The organism is Candidatus Accumulibacter meliphilus (genome assembly GCF_036625345.1).
Classification (GTDB): domain Bacteria; phylum Pseudomonadota; class Gammaproteobacteria; order Burkholderiales; family Rhodocyclaceae; genus Accumulibacter; species Accumulibacter meliphilus.
The window spans coordinates 158,688-184,606 of sequence record NZ_JAZKTZ010000008.1 but is presented as its reverse complement, the minus strand read 5'-3'; the positions used below and the strand labels follow the sequence as shown (position 1 = coordinate 184,606).

The 25,919-nt window shown below is 63.1% G+C and carries 29 protein-coding genes; 7 read left to right on the top strand and 22 right to left on the bottom strand.

The genetic code is table 11. From position 1 onward, the window contains the following. Nucleotides 1–66: 66 nt before the first annotated feature. The 16 genes from V5B40_RS17410 to V5B40_RS17335 form a co-directional block, all read right to left on the bottom strand. Nucleotides 67–846, bottom strand: coding sequence for a GAF domain-containing protein (locus V5B40_RS17410; RefSeq protein ID WP_332355666.1), 780 nt, complete (start codon nucleotides 844–846; stop codon nucleotides 67–69). Between the two features lie 137 nt (nucleotides 847–983). After that, entirely contained in the window at nucleotides 984–1,661 is a 678-nt protein-coding gene (locus V5B40_RS17405) for a type II secretion system protein (protein ID WP_332355665.1), read from the bottom strand. A 2-nt stretch (nucleotides 1,662–1,663) separates the two neighbouring features. Next, nucleotides 1,664–2,059, bottom strand: coding sequence for a type II secretion system protein (locus tag V5B40_RS17400; RefSeq protein ID WP_332355664.1), 396 nt, complete (start codon nucleotides 2,057–2,059; stop codon nucleotides 1,664–1,666). 4 nt (nucleotides 2,060–2,063) lie between these two features. After that, nucleotides 2,064–2,546: a type II secretion system protein gene (locus V5B40_RS17395; protein WP_332355789.1), complete on the bottom strand. Its 483-nt coding sequence runs from the start codon at nucleotides 2,544–2,546 to the stop codon at nucleotides 2,064–2,066. An 81-nt stretch (nucleotides 2,547–2,627) separates the two neighbouring features. Further along, nucleotides 2,628–5,021, bottom strand: a complete 2,394-nt coding sequence (locus V5B40_RS17390; RefSeq protein WP_332355663.1) for a secretin N-terminal domain-containing protein — start codon at nucleotides 5,019–5,021, stop codon at nucleotides 2,628–2,630. Further along, entirely contained in the window at nucleotides 5,021–5,614 is a 594-nt protein-coding gene (locus V5B40_RS17385; protein ID WP_332355662.1) for a hypothetical protein, read from the bottom strand. The genes V5B40_RS17390 and V5B40_RS17385 overlap by 1 nt, the downstream gene beginning before the upstream one ends. Further along, on the bottom strand, nucleotides 5,611–6,255 hold the full coding sequence (locus V5B40_RS17380; protein ID WP_332355661.1) for a hypothetical protein: 645 nt from the start codon (nucleotides 6,253–6,255) through the stop codon (nucleotides 5,611–5,613). Before V5B40_RS17380 ends, V5B40_RS17385 begins: the two co-directional genes overlap by 4 nt. Then, entirely contained in the window at nucleotides 6,252–6,857 is a 606-nt protein-coding gene (locus tag V5B40_RS17375) for a hypothetical protein (RefSeq protein ID WP_332355660.1), read from the bottom strand. Before V5B40_RS17375 ends, V5B40_RS17380 begins: the two co-directional genes overlap by 4 nt. Continuing rightward, nucleotides 6,854–7,759: a hypothetical protein gene (locus tag V5B40_RS17370; RefSeq protein ID WP_332355659.1), complete on the bottom strand. Its 906-nt coding sequence runs from the start codon at nucleotides 7,757–7,759 to the stop codon at nucleotides 6,854–6,856. The genes V5B40_RS17375 and V5B40_RS17370 overlap by 4 nt, the downstream gene beginning before the upstream one ends. Then, on the bottom strand, nucleotides 7,740–9,452 hold the full coding sequence (locus V5B40_RS17365; RefSeq protein WP_332355658.1) for a GspE/PulE family protein: 1,713 nt from the start codon (nucleotides 9,450–9,452) through the stop codon (nucleotides 7,740–7,742). The genes V5B40_RS17370 and V5B40_RS17365 overlap by 20 nt, the downstream gene beginning before the upstream one ends. Further along, the gene (locus V5B40_RS17360) at nucleotides 9,449–10,651 is read right to left on the bottom strand and encodes a type II secretion system F family protein (protein ID WP_332355657.1); all 1,203 of its coding nucleotides are present in this window, start codon (nucleotides 10,649–10,651) and stop codon (nucleotides 9,449–9,451) included. Before V5B40_RS17360 ends, V5B40_RS17365 begins: the two co-directional genes overlap by 4 nt. 18 nt (nucleotides 10,652–10,669) lie before the next feature. Further along, nucleotides 10,670–11,098: a type II secretion system major pseudopilin GspG gene (gspG, locus tag V5B40_RS17355; protein WP_332355788.1), complete on the bottom strand. Its 429-nt coding sequence runs from the start codon at nucleotides 11,096–11,098 to the stop codon at nucleotides 10,670–10,672. Nucleotides 11,099–11,181: 83 nt separating this feature from the next. Continuing rightward, nucleotides 11,182–11,805: a lytic transglycosylase domain-containing protein gene (locus tag V5B40_RS17350; protein ID WP_332355656.1), complete on the bottom strand. Its 624-nt coding sequence runs from the start codon at nucleotides 11,803–11,805 to the stop codon at nucleotides 11,182–11,184. Between the two features lie 229 nt (nucleotides 11,806–12,034). Beyond that, entirely contained in the window at nucleotides 12,035–12,619 is a 585-nt protein-coding gene (locus V5B40_RS17345) for a hypothetical protein (RefSeq protein WP_332355655.1), read from the bottom strand. A gap of 155 nt (nucleotides 12,620–12,774) precedes the next feature. Continuing rightward, nucleotides 12,775–13,623, bottom strand: a complete 849-nt coding sequence (locus V5B40_RS17340; protein WP_332355654.1) for a sulfurtransferase — start codon at nucleotides 13,621–13,623, stop codon at nucleotides 12,775–12,777. Beyond that, nucleotides 13,620–13,985 carry an STAS/SEC14 domain-containing protein gene (locus V5B40_RS17335; RefSeq protein WP_169065797.1) on the bottom strand — a complete coding sequence of 122 codons (366 nt, stop codon included), beginning with the start codon at nucleotides 13,983–13,985 and terminating at the stop codon, nucleotides 13,620–13,622. Before V5B40_RS17335 ends, V5B40_RS17340 begins: the two co-directional genes overlap by 4 nt. Nucleotides 13,986–14,145: 160 nt before the next feature. Here V5B40_RS17335 and V5B40_RS17330 point away from each other — a divergent pair, with 160 nt between their 5' ends. From V5B40_RS17330 to folE2, 4 genes are all read left to right on the top strand, one after another. Beyond that, nucleotides 14,146–14,433, top strand: coding sequence for an exodeoxyribonuclease VII small subunit (locus V5B40_RS17330; protein WP_332355653.1), 288 nt, complete (start codon nucleotides 14,146–14,148; stop codon nucleotides 14,431–14,433). Further along, a complete protein-coding gene (locus V5B40_RS17325; RefSeq protein WP_332355652.1) occupies nucleotides 14,430–15,362 on the top strand; it encodes a polyprenyl synthetase family protein in 933 nt (310 codons plus the stop codon). Before V5B40_RS17330 ends, V5B40_RS17325 begins: the two co-directional genes overlap by 4 nt. A 63-nt stretch (nucleotides 15,363–15,425) precedes the next feature. Continuing rightward, on the top strand, nucleotides 15,426–17,318 hold the full coding sequence (gene dxs, locus V5B40_RS17320) for a 1-deoxy-D-xylulose-5-phosphate synthase (RefSeq protein WP_332355651.1): 1,893 nt from the start codon (nucleotides 15,426–15,428) through the stop codon (nucleotides 17,316–17,318). A gap of 19 nt (nucleotides 17,319–17,337) precedes the next feature. Continuing rightward, on the top strand, nucleotides 17,338–18,156 hold the full coding sequence (folE2, locus tag V5B40_RS17315) for a GTP cyclohydrolase FolE2 (RefSeq protein WP_332355650.1): 819 nt from the start codon (nucleotides 17,338–17,340) through the stop codon (nucleotides 18,154–18,156). A gap of 93 nt (nucleotides 18,157–18,249) precedes the next feature. On the opposite strand, the gene rplS is transcribed toward folE2, so the two are convergent. Genes rplS through rpsP form a run of 4 tightly spaced genes read right to left on the bottom strand, consistent with a single transcriptional unit; the run spans nucleotide 18,250 to nucleotide 20,324 of the window. Then, nucleotides 18,250–18,615 (bottom strand): 50S ribosomal protein L19, encoded by a 366-nt coding sequence (rplS, locus tag V5B40_RS17310; protein ID WP_043563996.1) that lies wholly within the window; start codon nucleotides 18,613–18,615, stop codon nucleotides 18,250–18,252. A gap of 23 nt (nucleotides 18,616–18,638) precedes the next feature. After that, nucleotides 18,639–19,445 carry a tRNA (guanosine(37)-N1)-methyltransferase TrmD gene (gene trmD, locus V5B40_RS17305; RefSeq protein ID WP_332355649.1) on the bottom strand — a complete coding sequence of 269 codons (807 nt, stop codon included), beginning with the start codon at nucleotides 19,443–19,445 and terminating at the stop codon, nucleotides 18,639–18,641. 12 nt (nucleotides 19,446–19,457) lie between these two features. Next, on the bottom strand, nucleotides 19,458–20,066 hold the full coding sequence (rimM, locus tag V5B40_RS17300; RefSeq protein ID WP_332355648.1) for a ribosome maturation factor RimM: 609 nt from the start codon (nucleotides 20,064–20,066) through the stop codon (nucleotides 19,458–19,460). 3 nt (nucleotides 20,067–20,069) lie between these two features. After that, complete coding sequence (rpsP, locus tag V5B40_RS17295; protein ID WP_169065800.1) at nucleotides 20,070–20,324, bottom strand: 30S ribosomal protein S16; 255 nt, start codon at nucleotides 20,322–20,324, stop codon at nucleotides 20,070–20,072. Nucleotides 20,325–20,750: 426 nt separating this feature from the next. Here rpsP and V5B40_RS17290 point away from each other — a divergent pair, with 426 nt between their 5' ends. The 3 genes from V5B40_RS17290 to V5B40_RS17280 all read left to right on the top strand — a co-directional run bounded on the left by V5B40_RS17290 (nucleotide 20,751) and on the right by V5B40_RS17280 (nucleotide 23,369). After that, nucleotides 20,751–22,277 (top strand): hypothetical protein, encoded by a 1,527-nt coding sequence (locus V5B40_RS17290; RefSeq protein WP_332355647.1) that lies wholly within the window; start codon nucleotides 20,751–20,753, stop codon nucleotides 22,275–22,277. 130 nt (nucleotides 22,278–22,407) lie between these two features. Next, nucleotides 22,408–23,001 (top strand): NAD(P)H:quinone oxidoreductase, encoded by a 594-nt coding sequence (gene wrbA / locus V5B40_RS17285; RefSeq protein WP_332355646.1) that lies wholly within the window; start codon nucleotides 22,408–22,410, stop codon nucleotides 22,999–23,001. Beyond that, on the top strand, nucleotides 23,001–23,369 hold the full coding sequence (locus V5B40_RS17280) for a DUF2069 domain-containing protein (protein ID WP_332355645.1): 369 nt from the start codon (nucleotides 23,001–23,003) through the stop codon (nucleotides 23,367–23,369). Before wrbA ends, V5B40_RS17280 begins: the two co-directional genes overlap by 1 nt. Before the next feature lie 32 nt (nucleotides 23,370–23,401). Here the strand turns inward: V5B40_RS17280 and V5B40_RS17275 are convergent, their stop codons facing one another. Beyond that, a complete protein-coding gene (locus tag V5B40_RS17275; RefSeq protein ID WP_332355644.1) occupies nucleotides 23,402–24,940 on the bottom strand; it encodes a 2-isopropylmalate synthase in 1,539 nt (512 codons plus the stop codon). Between the two features lie 82 nt (nucleotides 24,941–25,022). Next, nucleotides 25,023–25,802 (bottom strand): CDP-diacylglycerol--serine O-phosphatidyltransferase, encoded by a 780-nt coding sequence (gene pssA, locus V5B40_RS17270; protein ID WP_332355643.1) that lies wholly within the window; start codon nucleotides 25,800–25,802, stop codon nucleotides 25,023–25,025. Nucleotides 25,803–25,919 lie beyond the last annotated feature (117 nt).

Below are 25,919 nucleotides of genomic sequence, written 5' to 3'. Positions count from 1 at the left end.
CGCCGCCCCGCCACCAACCCGAACTGCTCCTCGTTTGGCAGGATAAGCTCATGAACTTCTAAGGATTTATGATGATGATCGTGCGAACGTCATGGGGCGGAGATCAGGTTGTCTGAGGCTGCCACTCAGTTGGCCGACGATCTCCGAAGCCGCGTTGATGATCTGGCTTGAGCCGAAACCGGCACGAGTCATTTCCTTGAAGAACGACTTGGCGAGGATCCTGGCCACCTGGTCGGGATTGGCCACGGCGCACTCCAGCGCGCCGCCAATGTCTTTTTCAGCGAACTGCATCAGCGCCATTTGCGTAAAGCGCGACCTCAGGATGTTCTGCAGTTGCACCACCTGAATGGCTTTGCCAACGAATAGCGCGACGACCTCGAGCAGACTCAGGTCGTTCTTGATGAAGCTGCGCGCCTGCCGATGTCCGCTGATGTTGATCACGCCGATGGTTTTGCCATTGATGGCAATCGGCGAGGCAAGCAGGCTCTTGCGGGGATCATTGGCACGCCGCGCCCACTGCGCAAACTCGGACCTTTCGATGTCCTCGATCAGCAAGGCTTTCCCCGTGGCAAGCACTCGCCCGGCAATGCCTTCGCCGGTGCGAGTGTTTTCCTTGTAGGCCGCGGCTGGCAGCAGGCCGCAGCTGCCACAGACGCGCAGGCACATGTCGTCAACGCCAGCCGCCTCGTCGTCGCTCTCGGTCAGCAACATCAGCGAACAGTTCTCGGCGTTGAGCACTCGTGCCGCAATTGCTGCGAGTTGCTGCATGTTGTCGTCGAAGCTGCCTTCGTCCAGGAAGCTGGCGAGATCCTGCAGCTTGATCAGCGAATTTTCTCTATCACTCATGACCTTCCCCTGCAAATGGTCCGCTGCCTGGATTATAGGCGCGCCAACGGCACGCCGATCAAGGTTTCCGACCCGCTGACCAAGGTCAGCATGGCCGGCGACGCGATGAAGATCTCAAGCTCGGCGCAAGCCTGCGGTCAGCGCCCTGGCACGTTCGGCAAAGGGCTCGACTGAGACGGTTGTGCGGCGGCAGGGGCAGCATTCTGCGGAGCGAACATGGCCGCGGCTGCCGGCGACGACAGCAGCGACGGGTTTGCTGCCGGGAACGAAGCCGCGTTTGCGGCCGGTGGCGCGCCTTCCAAAGCGCGGGTCGCGCTGCTCCCTCGGCTCGTCGGCCCGGCGATAAACACCCATTGCGAATAGTGCACAGCCTCCTCGAAAGACTCGTTCGCCAGCTCGAACTCGGCGATCTTGATCGGTTTCGCGTTCGAGAGACTGTACACACCCATGATTCCGCCGCCCGGCGCGCCGACCAGGCCCCACTCGTTCTTGCCGGTGATCGGGTCCGGATAGAGTTGCCGCAAGTGCCGGCGCACGCCTGGATAGCGCGGGTCCTTGAGCAGTTCGGCGAGGGCGCCCGGGTAGCGGCGGTCGCCAGCCGGGCTGCTGTTCAGATAACTGGCAATCGCCTGCCGGTACGCAGCCCCCACTTCGAGCAGCCGCTGCTCGGCCTCACGCCGCTGCACGATGCTGCCGAGAGTCAAAGTAGCGCTCGTCGCCAGCGCCAGGATGGCGACCAAAATCAGCAGCCCGAGGTAAGTAAAGCCGGCCTCGCAGCAACCGGCGCAAGCGCGACAAAAACGATCGCCGCGCATGGCTACAGTTCGGTAAACGGCTGGCCGTCGCGGGTGGCACCGTCGGCGCCGCTCTTGAGGTCATAGACACTGCCTCCGACGCCAGCCGAATCGGGCGCAATCAGCAGCCAGGTAGTCGAACTACCGGTAATCGGATCGTAGGGCAGCGAGCGTAGATATTTTTCGCTGACCAGCTCGTCGAGGCTTTCGGGATAGCGGCCCTTGTCAGCGTAGAACTTGTCGATCGTCTCGCGCACCAGATGCAGATTCTCGCGCAGCACCGCCTCTTTCGAGACGTCGATGCTGTTGAAGTACCTCGGCACGGCCAGGGTGAGCAGCAGGGCGATAATCGACAGCACGACCAGCAGCTCGATCAGCGTAAAACCCTGCCCGCGCAGGCGAGGCCTGGCGCGCGTCACCGATTCACCATTGCCGGTAGGGCACGCCGTTCAAACCGACGCCTTTTGATCTGGAGTGCACGTCGTACACGTCGTCGCCCTCGCTCGGGTTATCGGGTTCGCTGGTGTAAGCGCGTTTGGCCCAGGTATCGGCTGGCTGCGCCCGACTATCCGGATGCAGCGGATCGCGGGGAATCCGCCGCAGGAAGTAGATTTTCCGCTGCCTGGGGTCGCGCAGATCCACTTCTCCTTCAAGCAAAACCTGCAGATTCGCCGGATAACCGCTGTCGCTCACCGCCGTCCTGATGCGACCTTCGTCACCGGCCTTCTTGTACTGATCGATGGCATTGCGCAGTTCACGCAGCGCGAGTCTGAGCTCCTGCTCCTTGGCGCGCTGAACGGCAGTCTGCGCCACCGGCACGACGACCCCTGCCAGCACGGCAACAATGGCCAGGGTGATCAGCAGTTCGATCAGCGAGAAACCATCGCCCCGACCCACTCCACCCACTCCACCCACGCCACCGCCGGTGGCACCGATCCGACGCCAGGCAATCGTCGCCCAAGGTCGGGCCAATCGGCTCATCATTGTTCACTGGACAACGGTCAAGGGGTGCGCCGGCGGCAGCTTGGCCTTGATCGCCGAGCCGCCCGAGCCAACCGGCGCGATGGTAATCAGCTCGATCTTCGCCTCGCCGGGCGCCACGGCACGGAAATTGAGCGTCGCCACCACGTCCTGCAAGGTCGCGCCACCGGCCCCGGAACGGGTCCCGGTAATCAGCACCTGTCCACCGGGATCGACGCGATAAGTGAAGCTGGTCTCGCCGCCATTCTGGCGGAGGAACCCCCCCTCGCTGACGTCGGCGACCTGCACGACGCGCGGATCGAAAGCGATCGCCAGCGGCAGGCTGACCACCGGCTGATCTGCCTGCATGAGCAGCTGCAAGGCAAAGCTGTCACCGGTGCCGAGTTGCGTCGGGCCCTGCCAGAGCAGTTGCGCCCCACCACCGGAGGCGACCGCCGCCGGAGCAATCTCGGCGGTCTGTGCGCCCTGGGCGGCCTGGGCATCCGGAGCCGTCTGGATGCTTGGGGAGTTGGCCGTCGACGCCGGCTGAGCGCCGCTGGCAGCCGCCGACAGGCCCACCGGGCTCAGTGGCCACCCGCTACGGGCGACCGGGCCAGAGGCACCGGCCACTGCCGCTCCCCGAGCAGCGGGCCGGCTGCGGAAGTTGCTCTCCGTGCCGCCATCGAACTCGGCAAGATAGGCCTCCGGGCGCTGGATGTTGCGCAGCACCCGGGGAGTGATGGAGAGCACGATCTCGGTCTTGATTCCCTCCTCGCGATGCCCTCCGAACAGTCGACCGAGCACGGGAATATCCCCCAGGAACGGCACCTTGTCGGCAGTCCGGCGGTCTTCGTCGCTGATCAGACCGGCAAGCAGCTGGTTCTCACCGTCCTTGAGACGCAGGACGCTGGTCGCCGTGCGCGTGCCAATGCGATAGGCGACGGTGCCCGATTTTGTCTCCACCTGATCGACGATGTTGCTGACTTCGAGAGTCACCTTGATGGCCACTTCGTTGTCCAGGTAGATCGTCGGTTCGATGTCCAGCTTGAGGCCGACATCGATGTAAGTGATCGATTCGGAGACAAAGCCTGTGGAGGTGGCCGTCGAGGTGATGTTGGGCACCCGTTCGCCAATCAGAATCTTGGCTTTCTCGCGGTTGCGCGCGCGAATCCGCGGGTTGGCCAGCAGGTTGACATCGGAATCGAGCTGATTGGCGCGAATGATGACCGGGCCGACGGTGGCCCCAATGGTTGACGAGTTGAGATTGCGCAGATCGTTCAAGGTCAGCTGGCCACCATCGGCCGACGGCAGCGGGGTCAGCGCCAGGTTGTTCGGCCAGTTGACCCCCAGGTCGCGAAGACGTGAACGCTTGACCTCGAGGATCTCCACTTCGAGCATCACCTCGGGCTCCGGCACGTCCTGCAAGGCAACCAGTTTCTCGGCCACACGAACCGCTTCCGGGCTGTCGCGAATCATCAGCAGATTCAGTTTCTCGTCGACCACGATATCCCTGCTCTTGAGGATCGTCTTCAAGGTAGTGGCGACGGTCTTGGCGTCCGAATTCGCCAGATAGAAGGTTCTCACCGTCAAGGCCTGGTAGTCGCGCTGTTTGAGCGGGGTGTTCGGATAGATCAGGATCGAGTTGCCATCGAGGACCCGCTGCTCGAGCTGGTTGGTCAGCAGCACCAGGTTGATCGCTGCCTCGATGGTGCTGTTGCGCAGGAAAATGGTGACTTTCTGATCGGCGCGCAAATCCTTGTCGAAAACGAAGTTCAGCCCCGAGGTACGCGAAATCACTTCGAAAACAGTTTTTAGCGGCGTGTCCTTGAACTCGATGCTGATCGGCTTGCGGTAGGCCACCGCCAGCGCCGATTCCTTGACGACGCGCGCAGCGCTGCTGTCAATAACGCGCCGCAAATCCAGCGCCCGCGAGTGCTGCGGATTGGCCACGAGAATCGTGCGCAGGCTGGCCAGCGCCGCTTCGCTGTCGGCCCGCCTCCAGGCGGCCAGCGCTTCGCTGTACAGGAGGTCATGCCGACGCGCAGCAGCCACCAACTGCAGCCCGGTGAGCGCCCGCTCATTACCCGCTTGCAGCACCAGTGCACGCCGAAAAGCAAGATCGGCGGCGTCGTAACTGGCGTCCGCCAGGGCGCGTTCGCCGGCCTCCAGGCTGGCCTTGACGTAGCGTTCCTGCGCCCGTGCATAGGCGATGCGATACTCCGCAGAACCCGGTTCAAGCTTGATCGCCTCCTGAATTCTGGCCAGCCCGGCGTCGACCTGTTCAGCGGCCAACAGCTCCTGCCCCTCGGTAAACGCGGTCTGCGCAGCGCAACCGGCCAGCACCAGGGCCGCGGCCACGCTCAGGCAGCAACGCCGCCAGCGTGGCAGTGCTGCGCGCGTGCCCGACCTGTCCTTGCTCACTATGGCGTTCCTCCGATCGATATGCTCTGCGCCTGCTTCAGCGGCAGGTAGATCAAGGTCAGGGCGGACGGGGTAATCGCCTTGACTTGGTAGTCTCGTTCAAGCCTCGTCCCCTCGCGAACAATGAACACCTGTTCGCCGCGAGCGAGGTAAGCCTCCCAGCGCCCCGCTTCGAATTTGTTGCCAAGGTACAGGAATGGGGGCGGCGGTGCCATTGGTGCGAGTGTTCTTGCGGGTGTTGCCGAGGTCACCGGCATCGCCGGTGGCAGCGGCGTCCAGCTTAGCGACGGAAACAGATCGCGACTTGCACCCCCATCAGTGGCGCCGGGAATCAGTTGTGCGCGCGGAATCAGGGCCGCGATTTCGACCGTCGCGGCCGCATTGCCGGCACGCGTCGGTGACCGCGCCGAGCGACTGTCGACCGGCCTGCGGGCTGCAAGCCTGCTGTCTGCGTTCGGCGCGGACGCCGCGCTCGGCGAAGTCGGCGCCACGACTTCGCCGAGCGAGCTGTCCGGCGGCGTCTTGTCGCCAAACAGCGCCAGCCAGGCAGCAAGCAGCAGCAGGGCAAAGAGCAGCAAGCGGCGCCGGTTCATCGATTCACCTCATCCGCCCGCTCCGTCGCGTCCGCACCGAGCACGCCAACGCCCTCTGCCGGCCGCGCCGGATGATGCCAGATGCTCAGGCGGACCCTGGCTTCGACCTCGTTGCGAGCAATTTCATCGCGCTTGAATCCCAGTTCATCGACCGCAACGAAGGGCTGCGTGGCCAGGATCTCTTCGATCCAGCGACGAATATCGGCGTAGCGCCCACGCACCGGCACGATCATCTGCAGGGTATCGGCTTGCGCCTGCAGGTCACGACCACGCTGGTACTCGGCGTGCGTGCTCAGCAACTGATGACTGGCCACCAGGTCGAGCACCGCCTGGATACTCGCGAGAACCTGACTTTCTTCGGCGAGAACCTCCTGAAACGCCTGGTAGTGGCGTTCGGAGGCCGATTGCGGCGCTCCCGTCGGCGCCTCGCCGTTCGCCGCACGCGCCTGCAAGGCGCGCAGACTGCCCTGCGCCGCCGCCAGGTCGGCGTGCAGCGCCGGCAGGAGTGTTGCCGCCAGGACAAGCAACAAGCAGAAGCTCAGCGCCAGAAGCAGCCACCACGGCCCATGCCGGTGCAAGCCGATCTCGGCGCTCAGGCGCAGGCGGTCGAGGCGGTCGACCAGCAGCGAGACGCGCTTCACCGGCGCTCCCGGGGACGCGCTTGCAGCGTCGCGCGGTCGCTGGCCGGGCCCTTGCCTGGCGTATCGTCGAACAGCGCCTCGAAACTGAAGCGCAGCGGCCGGTTGGGGTCCTTGTCGTTGATTTCCTGTTTGATCACCAGCGCCCGGGCAAAAGGCGCGGCCGCCCCCAGCGCGGCCAGATAGTCGAGCATCGCCTGGTGATCCATGGCTTCGGCGACCCCCTTGACCAGGCGCCGCCGGTTATCGGGCTCGATCTGCAGCAGCGCAATGTCGCCGCTGGCCACGCTCTCGAAAGCGTCGAGCATCGCCGGCCACGGTGTATTCAGTTGCCCGATGGCGGCGTTGATGGCCAGCACCTGCGCGGCCGACAAAAACAGCGGCGGTCGCGGCGGCGGCGTATGGGCGGCAACTTCCTGGCGTGCCCGAGCGATCGCCTGAGCGCTTGCAGCGAGCTGCCGTTCGAGCTGTAGCACTTGCCAGGCCAGCGCTGCGGCGGCAAGCACCGCCACCCCGCCAAAGGCGATCAGAATCGCCCGGCTGCGCGTGGCCAGGGGCTGCTGCCACGGCGGACGGGCGACGAAATCGATGTTCAGGGGCTTCATGAGCGCCGCTCGGCAAGCGCCAGCTGTGTGGCTGCCGAGCTTCCGGCGCCAGCTAGCGCCCCAGCGTCAGGCAGGCGAATCGTCCGCGACGGGAGGCCGGCAATGCGGCTTGCGAGCGGCAGCCAGTCGGCCGCGCCCGCCCACAACAGCGACTGCTGTTTGCCGCTCGCACCCCGATCCGGGCTGCGCAGGCGCTCCTGAGCCAACAGTGTTTCCAGAGCGGCGAAATCCGGGACACCGGGCAAGAGCACGCTGCGCGTACTTGCGATCTGGTCGTTGCAGAGATTGAGCAAACTCAGCGTCTGCCCGAAGCCGACCAGCAGCCAGCCGTCGCTCGGAATCGATGCGCACAGGCGATTGCAGACGCGGACCAGGGCCGGAGTCATTGAATCGAGCCGCCAGGAATGCGCCTGCGCCCACTGATCGAGCGCCTGATAAAGGGCCCGCGGCAGCGCGCAGACGATGAACGGGAAGCTCGCATGCCAGTCGCCAGACAGCAGCCAATGCTCGGCCGACTCGCCATAGAGCCCCGCAAAGCGGGCTGCCGCCGTGGCACGCAATTCGCGCAACCCTCGCGCGCCACGTGGCGGCGTGACGACGAAACTCCTGACCAGGTGGTCATCAAGCGTAACGCTCAAAAAGTGGGACTGCGCGTCGGACTGCGCGTCGGACTGCGCGCCAGCCGGCGCCTGGTCGGCGGCCGCCAGCGGCGCCGGCTGCAGCCCTGCCAGGGCCGCGCCCAAGGCTGCCGTGGCGGCGCTGGCTGTCGCCGCGGCAGGGGCGGCGACAGCCAGCGCCGCGAGAAGCTGCGGTGCGTCCGTAGTTGCTTCCGGCTCGGCCAGGAGGACGAGGTCGCTCGCGCTGCAGCCGAGCAGCAGTCGTCTAGCGCGAAAGCGTGACACGGTGCAGCTCCTCGAGGGTGGTCTCGCCGCTGGCGACCAGACGCAGCGCGGCTTCGGTCAGGCTGCGCGTGCCGTTGCGGTAGGCGACTTCCTTGAGCTGTCTGAGCGGACGTTTTTCGATGATCAATTCGCGCAACTCGTCGTTCAGATTCAGAATCTCGGCGATCGCCTTGCGCCCGCGATAACCGCTACCTCGACAATCGCCGCAGCCGCTGCCGCGGCGGAAATCGAAATCCGCCAGCGCATCGGCGGCGATGACGAAGCGTTCGAGCTCCGCCTCGCCGGGCGTATAGGCTTCGCTGCAGCGCGCGCAGTTGACGCGCAGCAGACGTTGCGCCCAGATGCCGTTCAGCGCCGAGGCAAAGGCGTAGGGGTCGATGCCCATGTGCGTGAAACGACCGAAAACATCGAAAACATTGTTGGCATGCACGGTGGTCAACACCAGATGCCCGGTCAGCGCCGACTGCACGGCGATCTCGGCGGTTTCGCGGTCACGGATTTCGCCAATCATGATCTTGTCGGGATCGTGGCGCAGAATCGAACGCAGGCCGCGCGCAAAAGTCAGGCCTTTCTTGTCATTGACCGGAATCTGCAGAACGCCGGGCAGCTGGTACTCGACCGGGTCTTCGATGGTGATGATCTTGTCGCGACCGCTATTGATCTCGGAAATCGCGCCGTACAGGGTGGTGGTCTTGCCCGAGCCGGTCGGGCCGGTCACCAGCAACATCCCGTAAGGCTCTTCGACCAGGCGCCGCAGGGCTTTCAGCGAGAGTGCGTCGAAGCCCAGCAGGTCCAGGGTCAGCGAGCCGTGCGCCTCGATGACGCCACGCTTGTCGAGGATGCGCACGACCGCATCCTCACCATGAATGCTGGGCATGATCGACACCCGCAGGTCGATGTCGCGACCGGCCACCTGAACTCGAAAGCTGCCATCCTGTGGCGTTCGCCGCTCACCGATATCGAGTTCGGCGAGCACTTTCAGGCGCGACACCACCTGCTCGGCGAGGGCCACGCCACTGATCTGCGCGACCGTGTCGAGTACCCCGTCGAGGCGATACTTGATGGTAATGCCGGTCGGCGTGCTCTCGAGATGCACGTCGCTGGCGGCCGCCCGTACCGCGTCATAGACGGTCGAATTAACCAGCTTGACAGCCGGGCTCGAGGCTTCGCTGAGCGACGCAAAACTGAGCACTTCTGCGCTCCGCGAGCGATCGGCGGCGCTGGCGCTATCGTGCACCAGCGACTGCACGGCATGCAGCGATTCTTCATGTTTCGACAGATAGGCCTGGATGTCGGCCGCCAGAGCCAGGCAATACTGCAGCGGCGTAGCGGCCAGGCTGCTCAGCCAGACCATGCAGTCGCTGTCAAAAGGATCGGCGATGACAGCGATGAGCCGCGTTTCAGCCTCCTCGCCGCTGCTGGATAGCCGGCGCAGCAGCACACAGCCACGCTGCTGCGCCTTGAGCATCGGCAGCAGGTCGAAAGCCGCACCACAGGCGAGCATCTCGGTGGTATCCATGACCAGCAGCTGAAAGCGCCGCGCCAGAGCGTCGACCAGCTGGCGCGGTTCACTGGCGGTCAGCGCTTCGAGTTCGCTGACCAGCGAGCACCCGGAGCCGCGCGCCAGATTCCTGGCTTTCTGCAGCAGGGCATCGTCCAAGCTTTCGCTGCACGGCTCGCCGGCAGGGTTCATTGCAGCGCACCCGCGAGGTCGAAAATCGGCATGTACAAAAGAACCACGATCAGCCCCACCAGGAGACCGATGGCAGTCATCAGCAGCGGCTCGAAGACTTTTGCGAAGCGCTCTATCCAGCGCGCACTCTCACCTTCGTAGAACAAGGCCGAGCGGGTCAGCATGGCGCCCATCTGCCCGGACTTTTCGCCGACGCGCAGCAGGCGCAGAGCAACCGGCGTCGCCAGCCCGCTGCGCTCGAAAGCCTCCGACAAGGCGCCGCCGTCGGAGATGAAGCTGCGCGCAGTACGCAGTGCGTCGCGCGTTTTCGGAGAAACGGCGTCGCCGACGATATCAAGCGCCGTCAGGATCGGTATCCCCCCTTCGAGCAACATGCCGGTGGTCAGGTACAGGCGCGACAACTCGATCACCCGGATGCGCTCGCCAATACCCGGCAGGCGGGTCAGGAAAACGATCCAGCCACCGCTGCGCATGAAGTGCCGCAGCCAGAAAATAGCCAGCGTGGTCAGCACCAGCAGCCCCAAAAAGACGGCGTCGGCATGCTCGCTGACCAATTGTCCCCAGTCGAGCAGTCGCTGTGACAACCAGGGCAGCGAACGACCGCTCCCCTGGTACACGGCAGAAAAACGCGGCACCACGTAAGCCATCAGGAAAACAGTCACCGCAGCGCCGACGGCGAGCAGGATGGCCGGGTAAATGGCCGCACTGAGCAGCTTGCTGCGCACGGCGTCGAGCCGCGTCTGATAGTCGATATAGCGCGCCAGGGCGTGCGGCAGGTCGCTGGTCCCCTCGGCCGCCCTGACGATGCCGACGTAAAGTGGCGGGAAGACCCCGGGTTGCAAGGCTAGCGCGGCCGAAAAACGCAGGCCTTCGCGCAGGTGAGTGGTCAATCGTTCGAGTACTGCCCGCGAGGTCGGAGAGCTTTCTTTCTCGAGCAAGGCTTCGAAGGTCTCGACCAGACTCAAGCCGGCTTCCAGCAAGGCCAACAATTCGGCGCTGAACAAGAGCAGTGAAAACGCTCGCCTGCCGCGCCCCGGCAAGCGCGCCGCCGCGTCACCGACACCACCTGCCGCCTTGATCGACAACGGCTGCAGCCGCCGTTGCTGGAGCAACCGGCCTACCTCCCCGGCATCCGCGGCATCGATGCTGTGCGTCTCGATCAGGTTGTCGGAAGATAAGGCACGAACCTCAAAGCGCATCCTCGCTCCGCCAGATTCTCATTGATAAGTGACGTCGGCGGCATCGCCGGTCCCTCCGGGCTGGCCGTCCTTGCCATACGAGGTGATCTCGAAGTCGCCAGTGACGCCTGGCGACCGATAGATGTAGGCGTGACCCCAGGGATCGTCGGGCACCGCCTTCTGCAGGTAAGGGCCGTTCCAGCGAGCGGCGTTGGCCGGTTTGCTGAGCAAGGCATCGAGCCCTTCCTCGCTGCTCGGATAGCGGCCGACTTCCAGCCGATAGGTGTCGAGCGCGCGTGCGAAGGCCTCCACCTGCGCCTTGGCCACCCCCTGTTCGGATCTGCCCAACTGCGAGAAGTACTTCGGACCCACATAGGCCGCCAACAGGCCGATGATGGTCACCACCACGAGCAGTTCGAGCAGGGTGAAGCCGGCGGCGGTGCGCCCCTGACCGCGACCTCTGCGCAGGGCAGGAGCGACCGCCACAGAAATAGCGCAGGCGGCACCATCACCACTCCGTCGTTTGAAAATGCTGTCCTGGCTTCTGCTCACTACCTTGCCCCCCGTGCCGCTGCCGATAGTACCGCTGGTACATAGAGCATGGTTTCGCGATAAGGCGGAATCCGGCCGCCATTCCTGGCCACCGCTCCCTGGCCGGCGTTGTAAGCCGCCAGCGCCAGGGCAACGTTGCCACCATGCTGGCGAAGCAGGTCCTTGAGATGGCGCACGCCGGCGTCGATGTTCTGCGCCGGATCGGCGGCGTCGGTCACGCCGTAGCGTGCCGCAGTCGCTGGCATCAGTTGCATCGCACCCACTGCCCCTGCCGGCGAAACAGCGGCAGTGTTGAAGCCGGATTCGACGGCAACCACCGCTGCAACCAGTTGCGGCTTGACCTGGTGAAGACGCGCGAAATGCTCGATCAATGGCGTCAGCTTCTGCCGCTCCTGTCGCTGGCTGGCGCGCCTTCCTGCTCCTGGCGCAGTGCTGCTTTTCTGGCGCACCGTCTCGCCGCGAATGAACAAGCGATAACTGGCGTCGAGACGCTGGCTGGCATAACGGGGACTCCCGTCACCGGCGTAGGAAACGAAAACCCTGCCAACGGTCGCGGCATTCGCCGAAAACAACGGCAGGCAGCAGGCACACGATGCCAGAGCCATGAGTAGCCGGATTGGCATTATCGGGTAACACTCGTGGGTAGCATCGACCACCCTTTTTTTAACATCAGAACGACACGTCCATGCTCGAGCAGGGGGGAATTAGCCTCCGAGCATAGCACGCTCGCCGACCGCGGCTTCTGAAACTGCGCCCGATTCCCTGCATCGTTCGAGCGTTCGCATACGACCGGGGCGAGGTGGTAGCCACTGTTGGTCAGCGGTTTCCGTGCACCTCGCTGGCCGGCATCGCTTAACGACAGATGGTGCCTTTGAACTCGGCGGGCCGGAGACCTAGGTCTTGGGCCGTCTTGAACTCGTAGCCAACGATCTCCATTGAAGCGCTGGCCTTGGAGAACTTCTTGGTGCCGCCAACGCCAATAAGCTGCTCGACCGCGAACGTATCACTGCGCAAAACGCCCGTATCCCGCAGGAATATCTGGCCCAGTTCCTTGTCTAGCCGAGGCTCTCGATCGGCAGAAATAGTCACCACCGTTGCCGCGGTAAATGCATCCTGCCCGGGAAGCAGAACATTCGCGAAGCTATTGGCTGTAAGTGCCGATAGCGACTTAGCCTCAACCGCACGCCCGCCCAACATGGCATCAGTCATCGTCCCCGCCAAGCAGATCGCCGGCGCCCCCGACGGTAGAAAGAACGCGTCCTCAAAAATGCGTTCTTTTCGCATTATCGTGTTGAACTCCTCGCAAGAAGTCGCCCAATCCAACGTCAGCTTTCCCCTGAACTCTTCGCAACGCGACGCACGAGAATCCGCCGTCGCAACACCGGCGCCACCGCACAGCAACAAACCACCCGCTACCATAGCTGCAAGTTTTTTCATGGTTTTTCTTCCTAAGTGATGTTGAAAAACAGGAAACGCCAGTAATAGATCGGCTCGCCGACCCGTGAAAGTTGCAAAAAGTATCTTAGAAAATCTCATTAATTCAACCGGAAAGACAAGAGAATCGGCCGTCGCCCTGTGCGCCGTTTGACGCGTCAGGAAGCCTGACTGGCGACCGGCCGCGCCGGGTCACTACACCACTCGCTCCACGAACCGGCATACAGGCGTGCGTCATGCAGGCCGGCAATTTCCATGGCCAGGAGATTGTGACAGGCGGTGACGCCCGAGCCACAGCTCATTACCGCCTGCTTCGGATCGATCCCGGCGAGCAGCGCCAGTAGCTCCCGGCGCAGTTCGGCGGCGGAGCGAAAACAACCTTCGCTATCGAGATTGTCGCGAAAGAAGCGATTGCGCGCACCGGGAATATGGCCGCCGACCGGGTCGAGCGTTTCGTTCTCGCCACGGAAGCGATCGGGGCTGCGGGCGTCAATCAGGCAGAACTGGCCGTTGCTAACATCAGCCAGGACCTCCTGAGTCGTGGCTACCCAGTCACGTGGCGATCCCGCGAAACGCGCTGCGGCAACTTCTGGTGACGCCGTCGACAGCGGCCTGCCCTCGGCGACCCAGCGCTCGATGCCGCCGTCGAGAACAGCGACACGATCGTGGCCCAGCCAACGCAGCAACCACCATAGTCGACTGGCCGTCATCCCGCCTGCGTCGTCGTAAGCAACCACCTGCGTTTCTCCTGAAACGCCGGCAGCGCCCAGCGTGGCGGCGAGAAGCTGTGGGTCCGGCAGGGGGTGGCGGCCATTGCTGCCATTCATCGGCCCCGACAGGTCGCGATCCAGATGCAGGAAACTCGCCCCCGGAAGATGCCCGGCGGCGTAGGCCCGAACACCGGCCTCGGGATCCGTCAATTGATGGCGACAATCAAAAACGCGCCAGCCCGGATCATCGAGATGATGAGCCAGGAGAGCGGTACTGACGACCGTCGAGTAGCTCACGCCAGCCCCTCCCCGTCCCCTTCGGCCAACCACGCGCGGGCTTCGACTTCTTCGTCGAAAACGCGCATCTCGGCTTCGACGAAAATCTGTGACAACCAGGCGCTCCACGCCACCCACTGACTTTCGGTGAGCACCGCAATGCGGCTGAAATCCTTGGCATGGGCACGCGAAAAGACGATATCTTCCCAGGCGACGTCGAGAGTGAAATCGGCCATCTCGCGCAAGTCGAAAAACAGGTCAACCTGCCCCTCGAACTGAATGACGTAGTTGACGGCGTTTTCGAACTCCTGATAATCGGCGAGCGTGAATTCCGCATAAACCGTGACCTCGACCCGCCTGGGCCGGTTTTCGATGACTATCATGGCATCCTCCCTTTTTTGGTTGCGCAAGTGTAGCACCAGTCCCATCGCCAGCGATTGTGCCACGCTCTGGCCAGAAGCGGGGGGCGCGAGAATGCTTTCCATTTGTTGACCGCGGGGCCACTAATACGCTATTTTCGGCGGTTTGATTCGAGCCTCTCCGATGCCACGACCGAACTCCGAGAAAGCCGTCGACGCCGCCGCACGCGCTTCGGACGCGGCGACCATTGGCAAACTGAAATTCGAGGCGGCTCTTGCCGAACTTGAACAGCTGGTCCAGGACATGGAGGGAGGCCGCCTGCCACTCGAGGAGTCACTGGCGGCGTATCGTCGTGGCAGCGCACTATTGACGCACTGCCAGCAACAGCTCAGCGAGGCCGAGGCGCAAATCCAGGTGCTCGAGAACGGCGCGCTGCGCGCTTTCGAGCCCACTGGCGGCGAGGCCAAATGAAGGTGCCGACAGCACCACTTGCCCCTGCGCCAGCGCCAGGGACGCTCGCCTTCCCGGACTGGATGCGTCGCGTCCAGGTACAGGTCGAAGCGGCTATCGCCGGCAACTTGCCGCCTGCTGAAGCGATTCCGGCTCGCCTGCACCGGGCGATGCGCTATGCCAGCCTGAATGGTGGCAAACGGATACGACCGTTGCTCGTTTTCGCGGCCGGCGAACTGACCGCGGCCCCTGCGCAACAGCTGGAAGTGGTGGGCTGCGCAGTCGAGCTGATCCACAGCTATTCGCTGGTCCATGACGACCTGCCGTCAATGGATAACGACGTGCTGCGACGCGGCCGGCCGACCTGCCACGTCGAGTACGATGAAGCGACGGCCTTGCTGGTTGGTGACAGCCTGCAAGCGCTGGCCTTCGAACTGCTGGCGCGCAAGGATTTCGGCGAGCCGGGCCGGCAACTGGAAATGCTGCGCCTGCTGGCCCGCGCCAGCGGCTCGTGTGGCATGGCGGGCGGCCAGTCGATTGACCTCGAAGCGATTGGCAAGAACCTCAACCAACCCGAACTCGAGCTGATGCACGCACTCAAGACCGGCGCCTTGATCCGTGCGGCAGTGCTGCTCGGCGCCCTTTGCGGCGCGGCTTTGAGCACCGACGAAAGCACGTCGCTCGACCGCTTTGCCAAACGTGCCGGCCTGCTTTTCCAGGTCGTCGACGACATCCTCGATTGCACGGCCAGTACCGCGACCCTCGGCAAGACAGCCGGCAAGGATGCGGCCGCCGAAAAGCCGACCTACGTCAGCCTGATGGGCCTCGAACGCGCCCGCGAGTTTGCCGACGATCTAAGAAAACAGGCGCTCGAAGCGCTCACAGCTTTCGGCGAACGCCGCCAGCGCCTGCTCGAACTCACCGACTTCATTACCCAGCGCAAATTCTAGGCGCCGCTTCCGCTCACCGCCCGCCGCCACCAGCGAGCGCTTCTGCAGGACCCAAACGAGACCATGACCCTTTACCCTCTGCTCGACACCATCAGCGATCCTGCGCAAGTGCGCAAGCTCGACCGCCGCCAGTTACCACAACTGGCTGACGAGTTGCGTGCCTTTCTGGTCGAGTCGGTTTCCCGGACCGGTGGTCACCTCTCATCGAACCTCGGCACGGTCGAGCTGACGGTCGCCCTGCACTATGTCTTCGATACGCCGCACGACCGCCTGGTGTGGGACGTCGGCCACCAGACCTATGCGCACAAGACGCTCAGCGGCCGCCGCGAAGGGATGGCCAAGCTGCGCATGCACGGCGGCATCTCGGGCTTTCCGAAACGCGGCGAAAGCCCGTACGACACGTTCGGCGTCGGTCACTCGTCGACGTCGATCTCGGCGGCCCTGGGCATGGCGCTGGCTGCCAAGATCAAGCACGAAACCCGCAAAGTGGTGGCCATCATCGGCGATGGCGCGATGTCGGCCGGGCAGGCCTTTGAAGCCCTCAACAATGCCGGCGTCGCCGACGCCGACATGCTCGTCGTTCTCAACGATAACGACATGTCGATCTCACCGCCGGTGGGAGCGCTCAACCGCTACCTGGCACGACTCTTCTCCGGCAACACCTTCAACGCCGCGCGCAAGGCCGGCGAGAAGATTCTCGACTTTTCGCCGTCCTTGCTCGAATTCGCCAAGCGCGCCGAGGAGCACGTCAAGGGAATGCTGACCCCGGGGACGCTGTTCGAAGAACTCGGCCTCAACTACATCGGCCCGATCGACGGCCACGATCTCGCATCGCTGGTGCCGACGCTGCTCAACCTGAAGAACCTAAAGGGTCCGCAGTTTCTGCACGTGATAACCAAAAAGGGCCAGGGTTACAAACTGGCCGAGGTCGATCCGATCCTCTACCACGGGGTCTCGAAATTCCAGCCGGAAGTCGGTATCGCCGGCGGCAAACCGGGCGCAAAACCGACCTACACGCAGGTTTTTGGCGACTGGCTGTGCGACATGGCGGCCGCGGATCCGAGACTGGTCGGGATCACGCCGGCGATGCGCGAAGGCTCCGGCCTGCTACGCTTCAGCGAGTGTTACCCCGATCGCTATTACGATGTCGGCATCGCCGAGCAGCACGCCGTCACCTTTGCCGCCGGCCTGGCCTGCGAAGGCATGCGGCCGGTGCTGGCCATCTACTCGACCTTCCTGCAGCGTGGCTACGATCAGCTGATACACGACGTGGCTTTGCAAAACCTGCCGGTAGTCTTCGCGCTCGACCGTGGCGGCCTGGTTGGCGCTGACGGCCCGACACACCACGGTGCTTTCGATATTTCCTTCCTGACCTGCATCCCGAACATGGTGCTGATGACGCCGACCGACGAAGACGAGTGCCGCAAGATGCTGACCACCGCCTATCAGCTGGACGGACCGAGCGCCGTGCGCTACCCGCGGGGCAGCGGCACCGGCGCACCGATCGACAAGACACTGCTCGGCTTGCCGCTCGGCAAAGGTGAAATTCGCCGCCACGGGGCCGAGGTAGCGCTGCTCGCTTTCGGCAGCATGCTGACGCCGGCGCTCGAAGCGGCGGCAGAGCTCAACGCCACGGTGGCCAATATGCGCTTCGTCAAACCGATCGACCGCGAGCTGATCCTCGCCCTGGCAGCAGAACATTCCCTGCTGGTCAGTGTCGAAGAGAATGCCTTGATCGGTGGTGCCGGTTCCGAGGTCGCGCGAGTTCTCGAGGAAGTTGCCGGCACCACGCGACTCCTGCGCCTGGGAATTCCCGACCGCTTCATCGATCATGGCGACCAGGCGCTACTGCTGGCCGAGATCGGCCTCGACCGCGACGGAATCGTCGCCGCAGTGCGCGCTCGGCAAGGCTGCAGCGCGGGCGAGCCCGAGGAAATCGTTGCCGGCAGCATATGAACACCCATCAGGAGCAGTAATGAACGCACCAGAAAACCCGCAACCGACCACGATGGTGGACGTCCAGGGCTCAGCCGATACCCGCTGCATCGCCATCAACAAGGTCGGCATCAAGGCGATACGCCACCCGGTCAAGGTGCTCGACAAATCCGGCGGCGTACAGCACACGATCGCCGTGTTCAACATGTATGTCAGCCTGCCGCACAACTTCAAAGGCACGCACATGTCGCGCTTCGTGGAAATCCTCAACAGCCACGAACGCGAGATTTCCGTCGAAAACTTCCCGGCCATGTTGCGCGACATGGTGCAGCGGCTGGAAGCCGAGACCGGGCACATCGAAATGAGCTTTCCGTATTTCATCAACAAGACCGCACCGGTATCGGGCGTGCAGAGCCTGATGGATTACGACGTCACCCTGGTTGGCGAGATTGGCCGTGAGGGTATCGAATCGACGATAAGGGTGGCCGTTCCGGTCACCAGCCTGTGTCCGTGCTCAAAGGAAATTTCCGAGCGTGGCGCGCACAATCAGCGCTCGCACGTGACCGTCACCGTCAGAATCAACGATCACCTGTGGATCGAAGAACTGGTGCAATTCGTCGAAGGGCAGGCATCCTGCGAACTCTACGGCCTGCTCAAGCGCCCCGACGAGAAATACGTCACCGAACGTGCTTACGACAATCCGAAGTTCGTCGAAGACATGGTGCGCGATGTCGCCGCACGCCTCAACGCCGAGCGCCGCATCGACGCCTATGTGGTCGAGTCCGAGAACTTCGAGTCGATCCACAATCATTCGGCTTACGCATTGATCGAGAACGACAAACAGGCTGCCGCTTCCTGACCTGCGCGCCTGCGACCCAGGTAAGGCCGAAAACAAAAGTGGCGCAGTCTCTCGACTGCGCCACTTTTTCGTTTACCGCGCTAGGGCCGCTGTTCAGCGTTGCTTGCGGACCAGCTTTTCCTTGATCCGCGCCGATTTGCCCGAACGCTGGCGCAGGTAGTACAGCTTGGCACGACGGACGTCACCACGACGCTTGACCTCGATCGCCGCGACCAGCGGCGAATAGGTCTGGAAGGTACGCTCGACGCCCTCGCCCGACGAGACCTTGCGCACGATGAAGCTGGAGTTGAGACCGCGATTGCGCTTGGCAATCACGACGCCTTCATAGGCCTGCAAACGCTCGCGCGTTCCTTCCCGCACCTTGACCTGGACGACGACGGTGTCGCCCGGGGCGAAGACGGGAATGACCTTGCCCAGACGGGCAATTTCTTCTTGTTCAAGTTGCTCGATCAGATTCATATTCTTGACTCCATGTATGCGAACTACGCATTCTTGTCCTGACCGCATTGCTCCTGAAACTGCACCAGGAGTTGCGTTTCCGTTTTCGACAATGAACGCCCCGCCAACAACTCGGGACGCCGCTGCCACGTTCGACCCAGCGCTTGCTGCAAACGCCAGCGTCGTATTTCCTCGTGATGACCGGACAAGAGAACATCCGGCACCCGCCGCCCGTCGTAGTCCTCGGGCCGCGTATAGTGCGGGCAATCCAGCAAGCCCGCGACAAACGAATCCTGTTGTGCCGATTCGGCGTCGTTCAGCACGCCCGGCAACTGCCTGACGACGGCATCGATCAGCGCCATCGCCGGAATTTCGCCACCCGAAAGCACGAAATCCCCAATAGAAATCTCTTCGTCGACGCCGGCGTCGATCAGCCGCTCGTCGATCCCTTCGTAACGCCCGCACACCAGCACCAACGCTTCCTTGCCCTGTGCCAACTCGATCACCCGCTGGTGCGTCAGCAACGAGCCCTGCGGCGACAGACAGATGACGCGGCTGGCCGCCGCACCAGCGGCCTGCTGTCGTGTCTTGGCCGCCGCGATCGCCGCCGCCAGCGGCGCCGCCATCATCACCATTCCCGGGCCGCCGCCGTAGGGGCGGTCATCGACGCTGCGATGCCGGTCGGCGGTGAAATCACGCGGATTCCACAGCTGCAGAGTCCAGCGCCCGGTTTCCAGCGCCCGACGGGTCACTCCCGAATGGCTCACCGCGGCAAACATTTCGGGAAACAAGCTCAGCACATCAACGACAAACGCATTCTCGCGCGCGGGCACGCCTTCTGGCGAAGTCACCAAGTCACCAACTCACCAGTCGATTTCCCAGGCCACGCGAACACGCGCCTGCGCCAGCTCAACTTCAAGCACCACTGCGCCAACAAAGGGCAGCAGTCGTTCGGCGCCCTGGCCATCGCCGACGCGCAAAACCGCGTTGGCCGGCGTCTCGATCAGACCAAGAATCCTGCCCAGCGACTGGGCATGGGTATTGACGACCTCAAGGCCGATCAGATCGGCCCAGTAGTATTCGTCAGCCGCGGTCGGCGGCAAGGCCTGGTGCGGAACACCAACCAGCAGCCCGGCAGCGGCCTCGGCAGCAGACCGGTCGGCAATACATTCGAGCTGCGCCAGCAGCATCTCGTTACGCAGATCGCACTTGATCAGCCGCGTCTGACGCCACAACTCGAGCGCTTCGCCCTCGCGGCCCAGCCACCATTGCGGCAGTCGCGACCAAGCCAGCGGATCATCGGCAAACGGATAAACGCGCACCGCGCCCTGCAAGCCGTGCGGACCAGCGATCTTGCCGAGGACAACGATTTCGCCGCTGACCTGGCTGCCTTCGCAGCTTTCGCCATCAACCGGGCGAACGTCGAGTCCCGCGCCAGCGCCAGTCCCTGCAGACAGCGAACCGGCAGGCAAAGCTCAGGCTGCTAGCTTGGCGGCCGACTGCTTGACCAGGCGGGCACAGGTCATCGACAGTTGTGCACCCTGCCCCTGCCAGTAGCTGATGCGGTCTGTGGCGATGCGCAGGCTCTCTTCCTTCTCCGAGGCCAGCGGATTGTAGAAGCCGACGCGCTCGATAAAGCGACCATCGCGACGCTGGCGTGAATCAGCAACCACCATATTGTAGAAGGGGCGCTTCTTGGAGCCCCCACGAGCGAGACGAATGACAACCATGATCAGCTCTTCCGAAATCAGAAAAAGAGGCGGATTATAGCAAAAAAGCGCCCTTTCAACATGATCTTGCTGCACCCTGGCTCGACGTCCGCTGGCGAGCGGGGGAGATCAGGAACGCGCACGCTTGCCGCTAACGGTCATGACCTGTCGAGATACCCCGAATCATGGAAGTCATGACCGTTTCCCTCTTCCCCAGACCTTTCTCCCGCGAGGGGAGAAGGGCGCTTCGTGGGTCGCTTGCGCGACTTTCACATTAACCAGCAGTTGAAACTTGCAGGTTATAATCCAGAGGGCGAAGGTCGACAGCCAAGATGTTGATTCTGTAATTTTTGGTCGACCGAGCCGTAGTTGCCCATGCGCCGAAAGAGACAAGCTACCAGTCCAACGAACGGCGTGACGACGCAAACTTGTTTGGCAGGTGGCCAGATGACCAACACCGCTTTCGATGAGCAGGATGCGGCGAGAGCCGTGACTGCACACTCCGGCATACGCACCATTCTGCAATGGCTTACGTCGCCGATGGCACCCCACCCGGCTGAGGAGCTTCCCTCACTGCGTGCGCAGGTCAAAGCCTGGCACGAGGTTGGCGGTTCGGCAAAGGAGCGCGCCCTGGCTCTGAACGGCTTGTACGAGCGCAGCTCCAGCGTTGTAGCGGCACTGCTTCCGGAACTGACCGAGCTGATGTTGCCGATCCCACGCAAATCACGGCGCCTGGTGCGCAGCGTCCTCGATCTGCTGCAAATGCTTGCTGATAACACGCTGGAGATGGTCGAAGGGGTCGCTTCGCACGACACGAGCGACCGTCATCAAGCGCCCGATCTCGCGCTGTGGCGTAGCCTGCATGCCCTCGCGCAGCAACTCATGATCGCTCATCTGATCGCCTCTCCGGCACCGACCGGCGCCTGGCAGCAACTGCACCAGACCTATGCCATGGCACGATCCCGGCATCTTGAAGCGACAGTCCCACGCGGGCAGTCACGAAAACTGCAGCACATCTACCACGCAGCGATTTTGCTCGGTTGCGCCCAGCCAGCGTCATTGACTGCACGCGAGGTGGTCTTCCTGGCCGCTTACTTCGAGCGCTTTGCCGGCCACATCGAGACCATTTCAGCAGAAAGCGCTGCAACCGCGGCCCCGGCAAGCTTCTGGGTCGATCCAACACGCGACGCACCTGCCCTGCCCTTTTCGCGCAAGCTGGCACCGTCGACTGCGCCACTCGAGTACTTTTCCTGCGCCGGCCTGGGCCTTCTGCTGAAGACGCAGATCGCCCAGCTCAACGCCGGCACGCCAGCCGAAGAGATCGGCTTGCCAGAGCTGGCCAGCACGCCCGCCGGCGTCGGCGTCCTGCGCCGCCTGGCGGGACGCTGGAATGACTTCGGCAAACGCCGCTTTCATCGCCGCAGGCAGAACTATCGAACGGTCCTGGGTAGCGGACTCGATGGACTCTGGCACCTTTGCAAGCAGAACGACACCGCCGCGGTCGAGCTGTCCCGCTGGATGATCACCAACGAAAGCCCGGACGGCTATGCCGTCATGCATGTCTCCGGCAAGATCGGCACCCTTTCGGTCGGCAATGTCGCGGCAGTGCGCACGGGGGACGAGAAAAACTGGCAGATCTGCCTGGTGCGGTGGGCGGTCTCGGAGAACCCTGAGCATCTGGAGCTTGGCCTGCAAATCCTCTCACCAAAAGCTGTCCCGGCGACGCTCGCCCGGCCTGCGGACGGTGAAGGAACGGAGCATCTGCGGGTTCTGGTACTCCCAGAAATTCCCTCGCTGCGCAGCAGCCAACTGTTGGTCGTGGCGTCGGGCGCGCTCGCCCACAACAACGAGAAACTGCTGCTGGTTATCGAAGGCGAGAATCTGGCGGTTCGTGAAGTACAGAGCATCGGCATTGACGAGCAAACCGGCAGCGTTGACATCCTGACGATACAAGCTGACCCGACGCACTTCTAGGCAGCCCACGACCGACGGTCCGCGAGCGGTGCTACTGCCGTAAGCTCCGAAAACGCACGGCCACTCGGCTGGCGCTTGTCTTTGCCGGCGGAAAAGAGCCATCGGACGCAGTTTCCCGGATAATGGCGCGATGTCGGAAATACTCGTTCTCTACTATAGTCACCGCGGGTCGGTACGGGCCCTCGCCCAGCAAATCGCGCGCGGTATCGAGTCAAGGGACGGCGTCACAGCACGTCTGCGGACGGTTCCCAAGGTATCGCCCGTTTGCGTGGCAAGCGCCCCGGAAATTCCAGCCGACGGCGCCCCTTACGTCGAAGCTGCCGACCTTGACGAATGCATCGGCCTGGCGCTCGGCAGCCCGACTCGTTTCGGCAATATGGCGGCGCCGATGAAATACTTCTGGGATAGCACCGCCGCGCAATGGTCGTCGGCAACCCTGGTCGGTAAGCCTGCCTGCGTCTTCACATCGACGGCCAGCGCTCATGGCGGACAGGAGAGCACACTGTTGTCGATGATGCTGCCGCTGCTGCATCACGGCATGCTGCTGATCGGCTTGCCCTATAGCGAAGCCGCCTTGTCCAGCACTCGCAGCGGTGGCACACCATACGGTGCCAGCCATCTCGCAGGTACCGCCGGCACACCGACGCTTAGCGAAGAAGAGCGCCAACTCGCTTTCGCGCAAGGGCACAGACTCGCCGCCATTGCCACGAAGCTCAGCTGCTGATGATCCGCGCCCTCTACCTGACGGCGTGCAGCAGCCTGATTGCGCTGATTTTCCTGTGCCTCGCCTGGGAGTTGCGTCTGGCACCGGTCCTGCCTGGCGGCTCGTGGCTGGCGCTGAAGTGCCTGCCGCTGCTGGCACCCTTGTTCGGCATCCTCAACGGCCGCCGCTACTCGTACCAGTGGGCGAGCATGCTGATTCTGCTCTACTTTACCGAAGGGATCGTGCGCGCCACCACCGAAACGGGGATAGGGCAGGCGCTGGCCATTGCCGAAACCGTCCTCGCGCTGACCTTTTTCTGCGCCAGCGTCGCCTACGCCAGACTCACTCGCCCATCAGCACACCAAGCAGACGCGTCGGCGCGTCCGTAGCCGCTGCTTTCTCCGTCAAGTCGCGACCGAGGTCAAACGTCCGCCTGCGGGTCGACGCGATCGGGAATCTGCAGCTTGTTCAAGGCGTTGAGATACGCTTTCGCTGACGCGATGACGATATCGGTGTCCGCACCATTGCCGTTCACGATACGACTGCCTTTCCCGAGGCGCACGGTCACTTCGCCCTGCGCGTCAGTGCCGGTGGTGATGGCGTTGACCGAGTAAAGCAACAACTGTGCGCCGCTGCTGGCAACCGACTCGATCGCCTTGAAAGTCGCGTCGACAGGCCCGCTGCCGATCCCCGCCGCTTTTTTTTCCGCGCCATCGACGCTCAGCGTCACATCCGCGGCCGGCGTCTCACCGGTTTCCGAGCAGACGCGCGAATAGACGAGCTTGTAGTACTCGCCCTCCTGCGTGAACTCCTCGTCGGACACCAGTGCCTGCAGGTCTTCGTCAAAAATCTCGTGCTTCTTGTCAGCCAGTTCCTTGAAACGGGCAAACGCGGCATTCAGCGCCTCTTCGCTATCGAGCACGATAGCCAGAGCCGACAGCCGCGACTTGAACGCGTTGCGTCCCGAGTGCTTGCCGAGGACCAGCTTGTTCTGCGCCCAGCCGACATCCTCGGCGCGCATGATCTCGTAGGTTTCACGGTGTTTGAGGACGCCGTCCTGATGAATCCCGGACTCGTGCGCAAAGGCGTTGGCGCCAACGACGGCCTTGTTGGGCTGCACCGGATAGCCGGTGATCTGCGACACCAGCTTGGACGCCGGGACGATCTGGGTGGTGTCGATACGCGTCTGCACCGGGAAAAGGTCGCTGCGCGTTCTGACCGCCATCACCACCTCTTCGAGCGAGGCATTGCCGGCACGTTCGCCAAGGCCGTTGATCGTGCATTCGACCTGGCGGGCGCCGGCGAGTACTGCCGACAGCGAATTGGCGACCGCCATTCCCAGGTCGTTGTGGCAGTGCGTGGACCACACCACCTGCTCGGCACCTGGCACCCGTTCGATCAGCGTACGCATCAGTTCGCCCCACACCGACGGAACACTGTAGCCAACCGTATCGGGAACGTTGATCGTCCGCGCGCCGGCTTTGATCACTTCCTCGAAAACCCGGCACAGGAAGTCAACATCGGAGCGCACCGCGTCTTCCGCCGAAAACTCGACATCGTCGGTATATTCACGCGCCCAATGCACCGCGCGTACGGCCGACTCGACCACTTGGTCGGGCGTCATGCGCAGCTTCTTCTCCATATGGATCGGGCTGGTCGCGATGAAGGTATGAATACGGCCGCTCACCGCCGGCTTGATGGCTTCGCCCGCGCGACGAATGTCGTTCTCGTTGGAACGTGCCAGGGAGCACACGGTGGACTCCCTGATGATCGTGGCGATCGATTTGATGGCGTCGAAGTCGCCCGGCGAAGCAGCGGCAAATCCAGCCTCGATCACATCGACTTGCATGCGCTCGAGCTGGCGTGCCACGCGCAGCTTCTCGTCCTTGGTCATCGACGCACCCGGGCTCTGTTCGCCATCACGCAAGGTGGTATCAAAAATTACCAGATGATCTTTCATGTCCCGACTCCGAAGGTGAGGATGTCAATGCACGCTGTTGGTGCCCTGCGCTACCGTGAAAGTCGCGTAGGTGATGTTCACGTTAAGCGACTGGTGGTGGCGGCGGCGGTGATGATGCCTTGTGCCGAAATCGGCGGCTTAACGCGAGGACATAACCGGAGAGGGCATAGGCCACGAAAAGGCCAAACAGGGCGAGCGGCGTGTCGTAGGACACAAAGGCGAAGCCAAGGGCAATGGCGACGACGAAAATAAAGGGCACGCTGCGCCGCAGATTGACGTCTTTGAAGCTGTAGAACTGGACGTTGGTGACCATCGAGATACCGGCAAAAATGACCAGCAAGCAGGCGCCCCAGCGCACGTCAGCTGCGGCGACATCCTTGTCGATCATCACCCACAGGAAAGCCGTCACCAGTGCCGCAGCCGCCGGACTCGGCAGGCCATGGAAGTAGCGCTTGTCGATGACTTCCAGCGTGGTATTGAAGCGTGCCAGGCGCAGGGCCGCACCGGCACAATAGATGAAGGCTGCAATCCAGCCGAGTCGCCCAAGGTCTTTGAGTGCCCAGGCGTAGCTGACCAGCGCCGGCGCGACGCCGAAGGAAACCATATCCGACAGCGAATCGTACTCGGCACCGAAAGCACTCTGGGTACGCGTCATTCGCGCCACTCGCCCATCGAGGCCGTCGAGCACCATGGCCACGAAGATCGCCACGGCAGCCGCCTCGAAACCGCCCTTCATCGCCTGGACGATGGCAAAGAAGCCGCAAAACAATGCCGCGGTGGTAAACAGGTTTGGCAACAGGTAGATCCCTCGGCGCCGCAACTCCGGGTTGAAGAGGGTCTTGCGAGGTTTTATTTCTGGCATTGCGCTGTTGTCGTTTGGTCACGGACGCAGGCCGGTTCAGAGCGAAGGAAAGCCGGGAAAGCAGCTACCCCGACTGAAATCCGATACAGAGAGGGACAAGTCATGAGTGAATCAAGG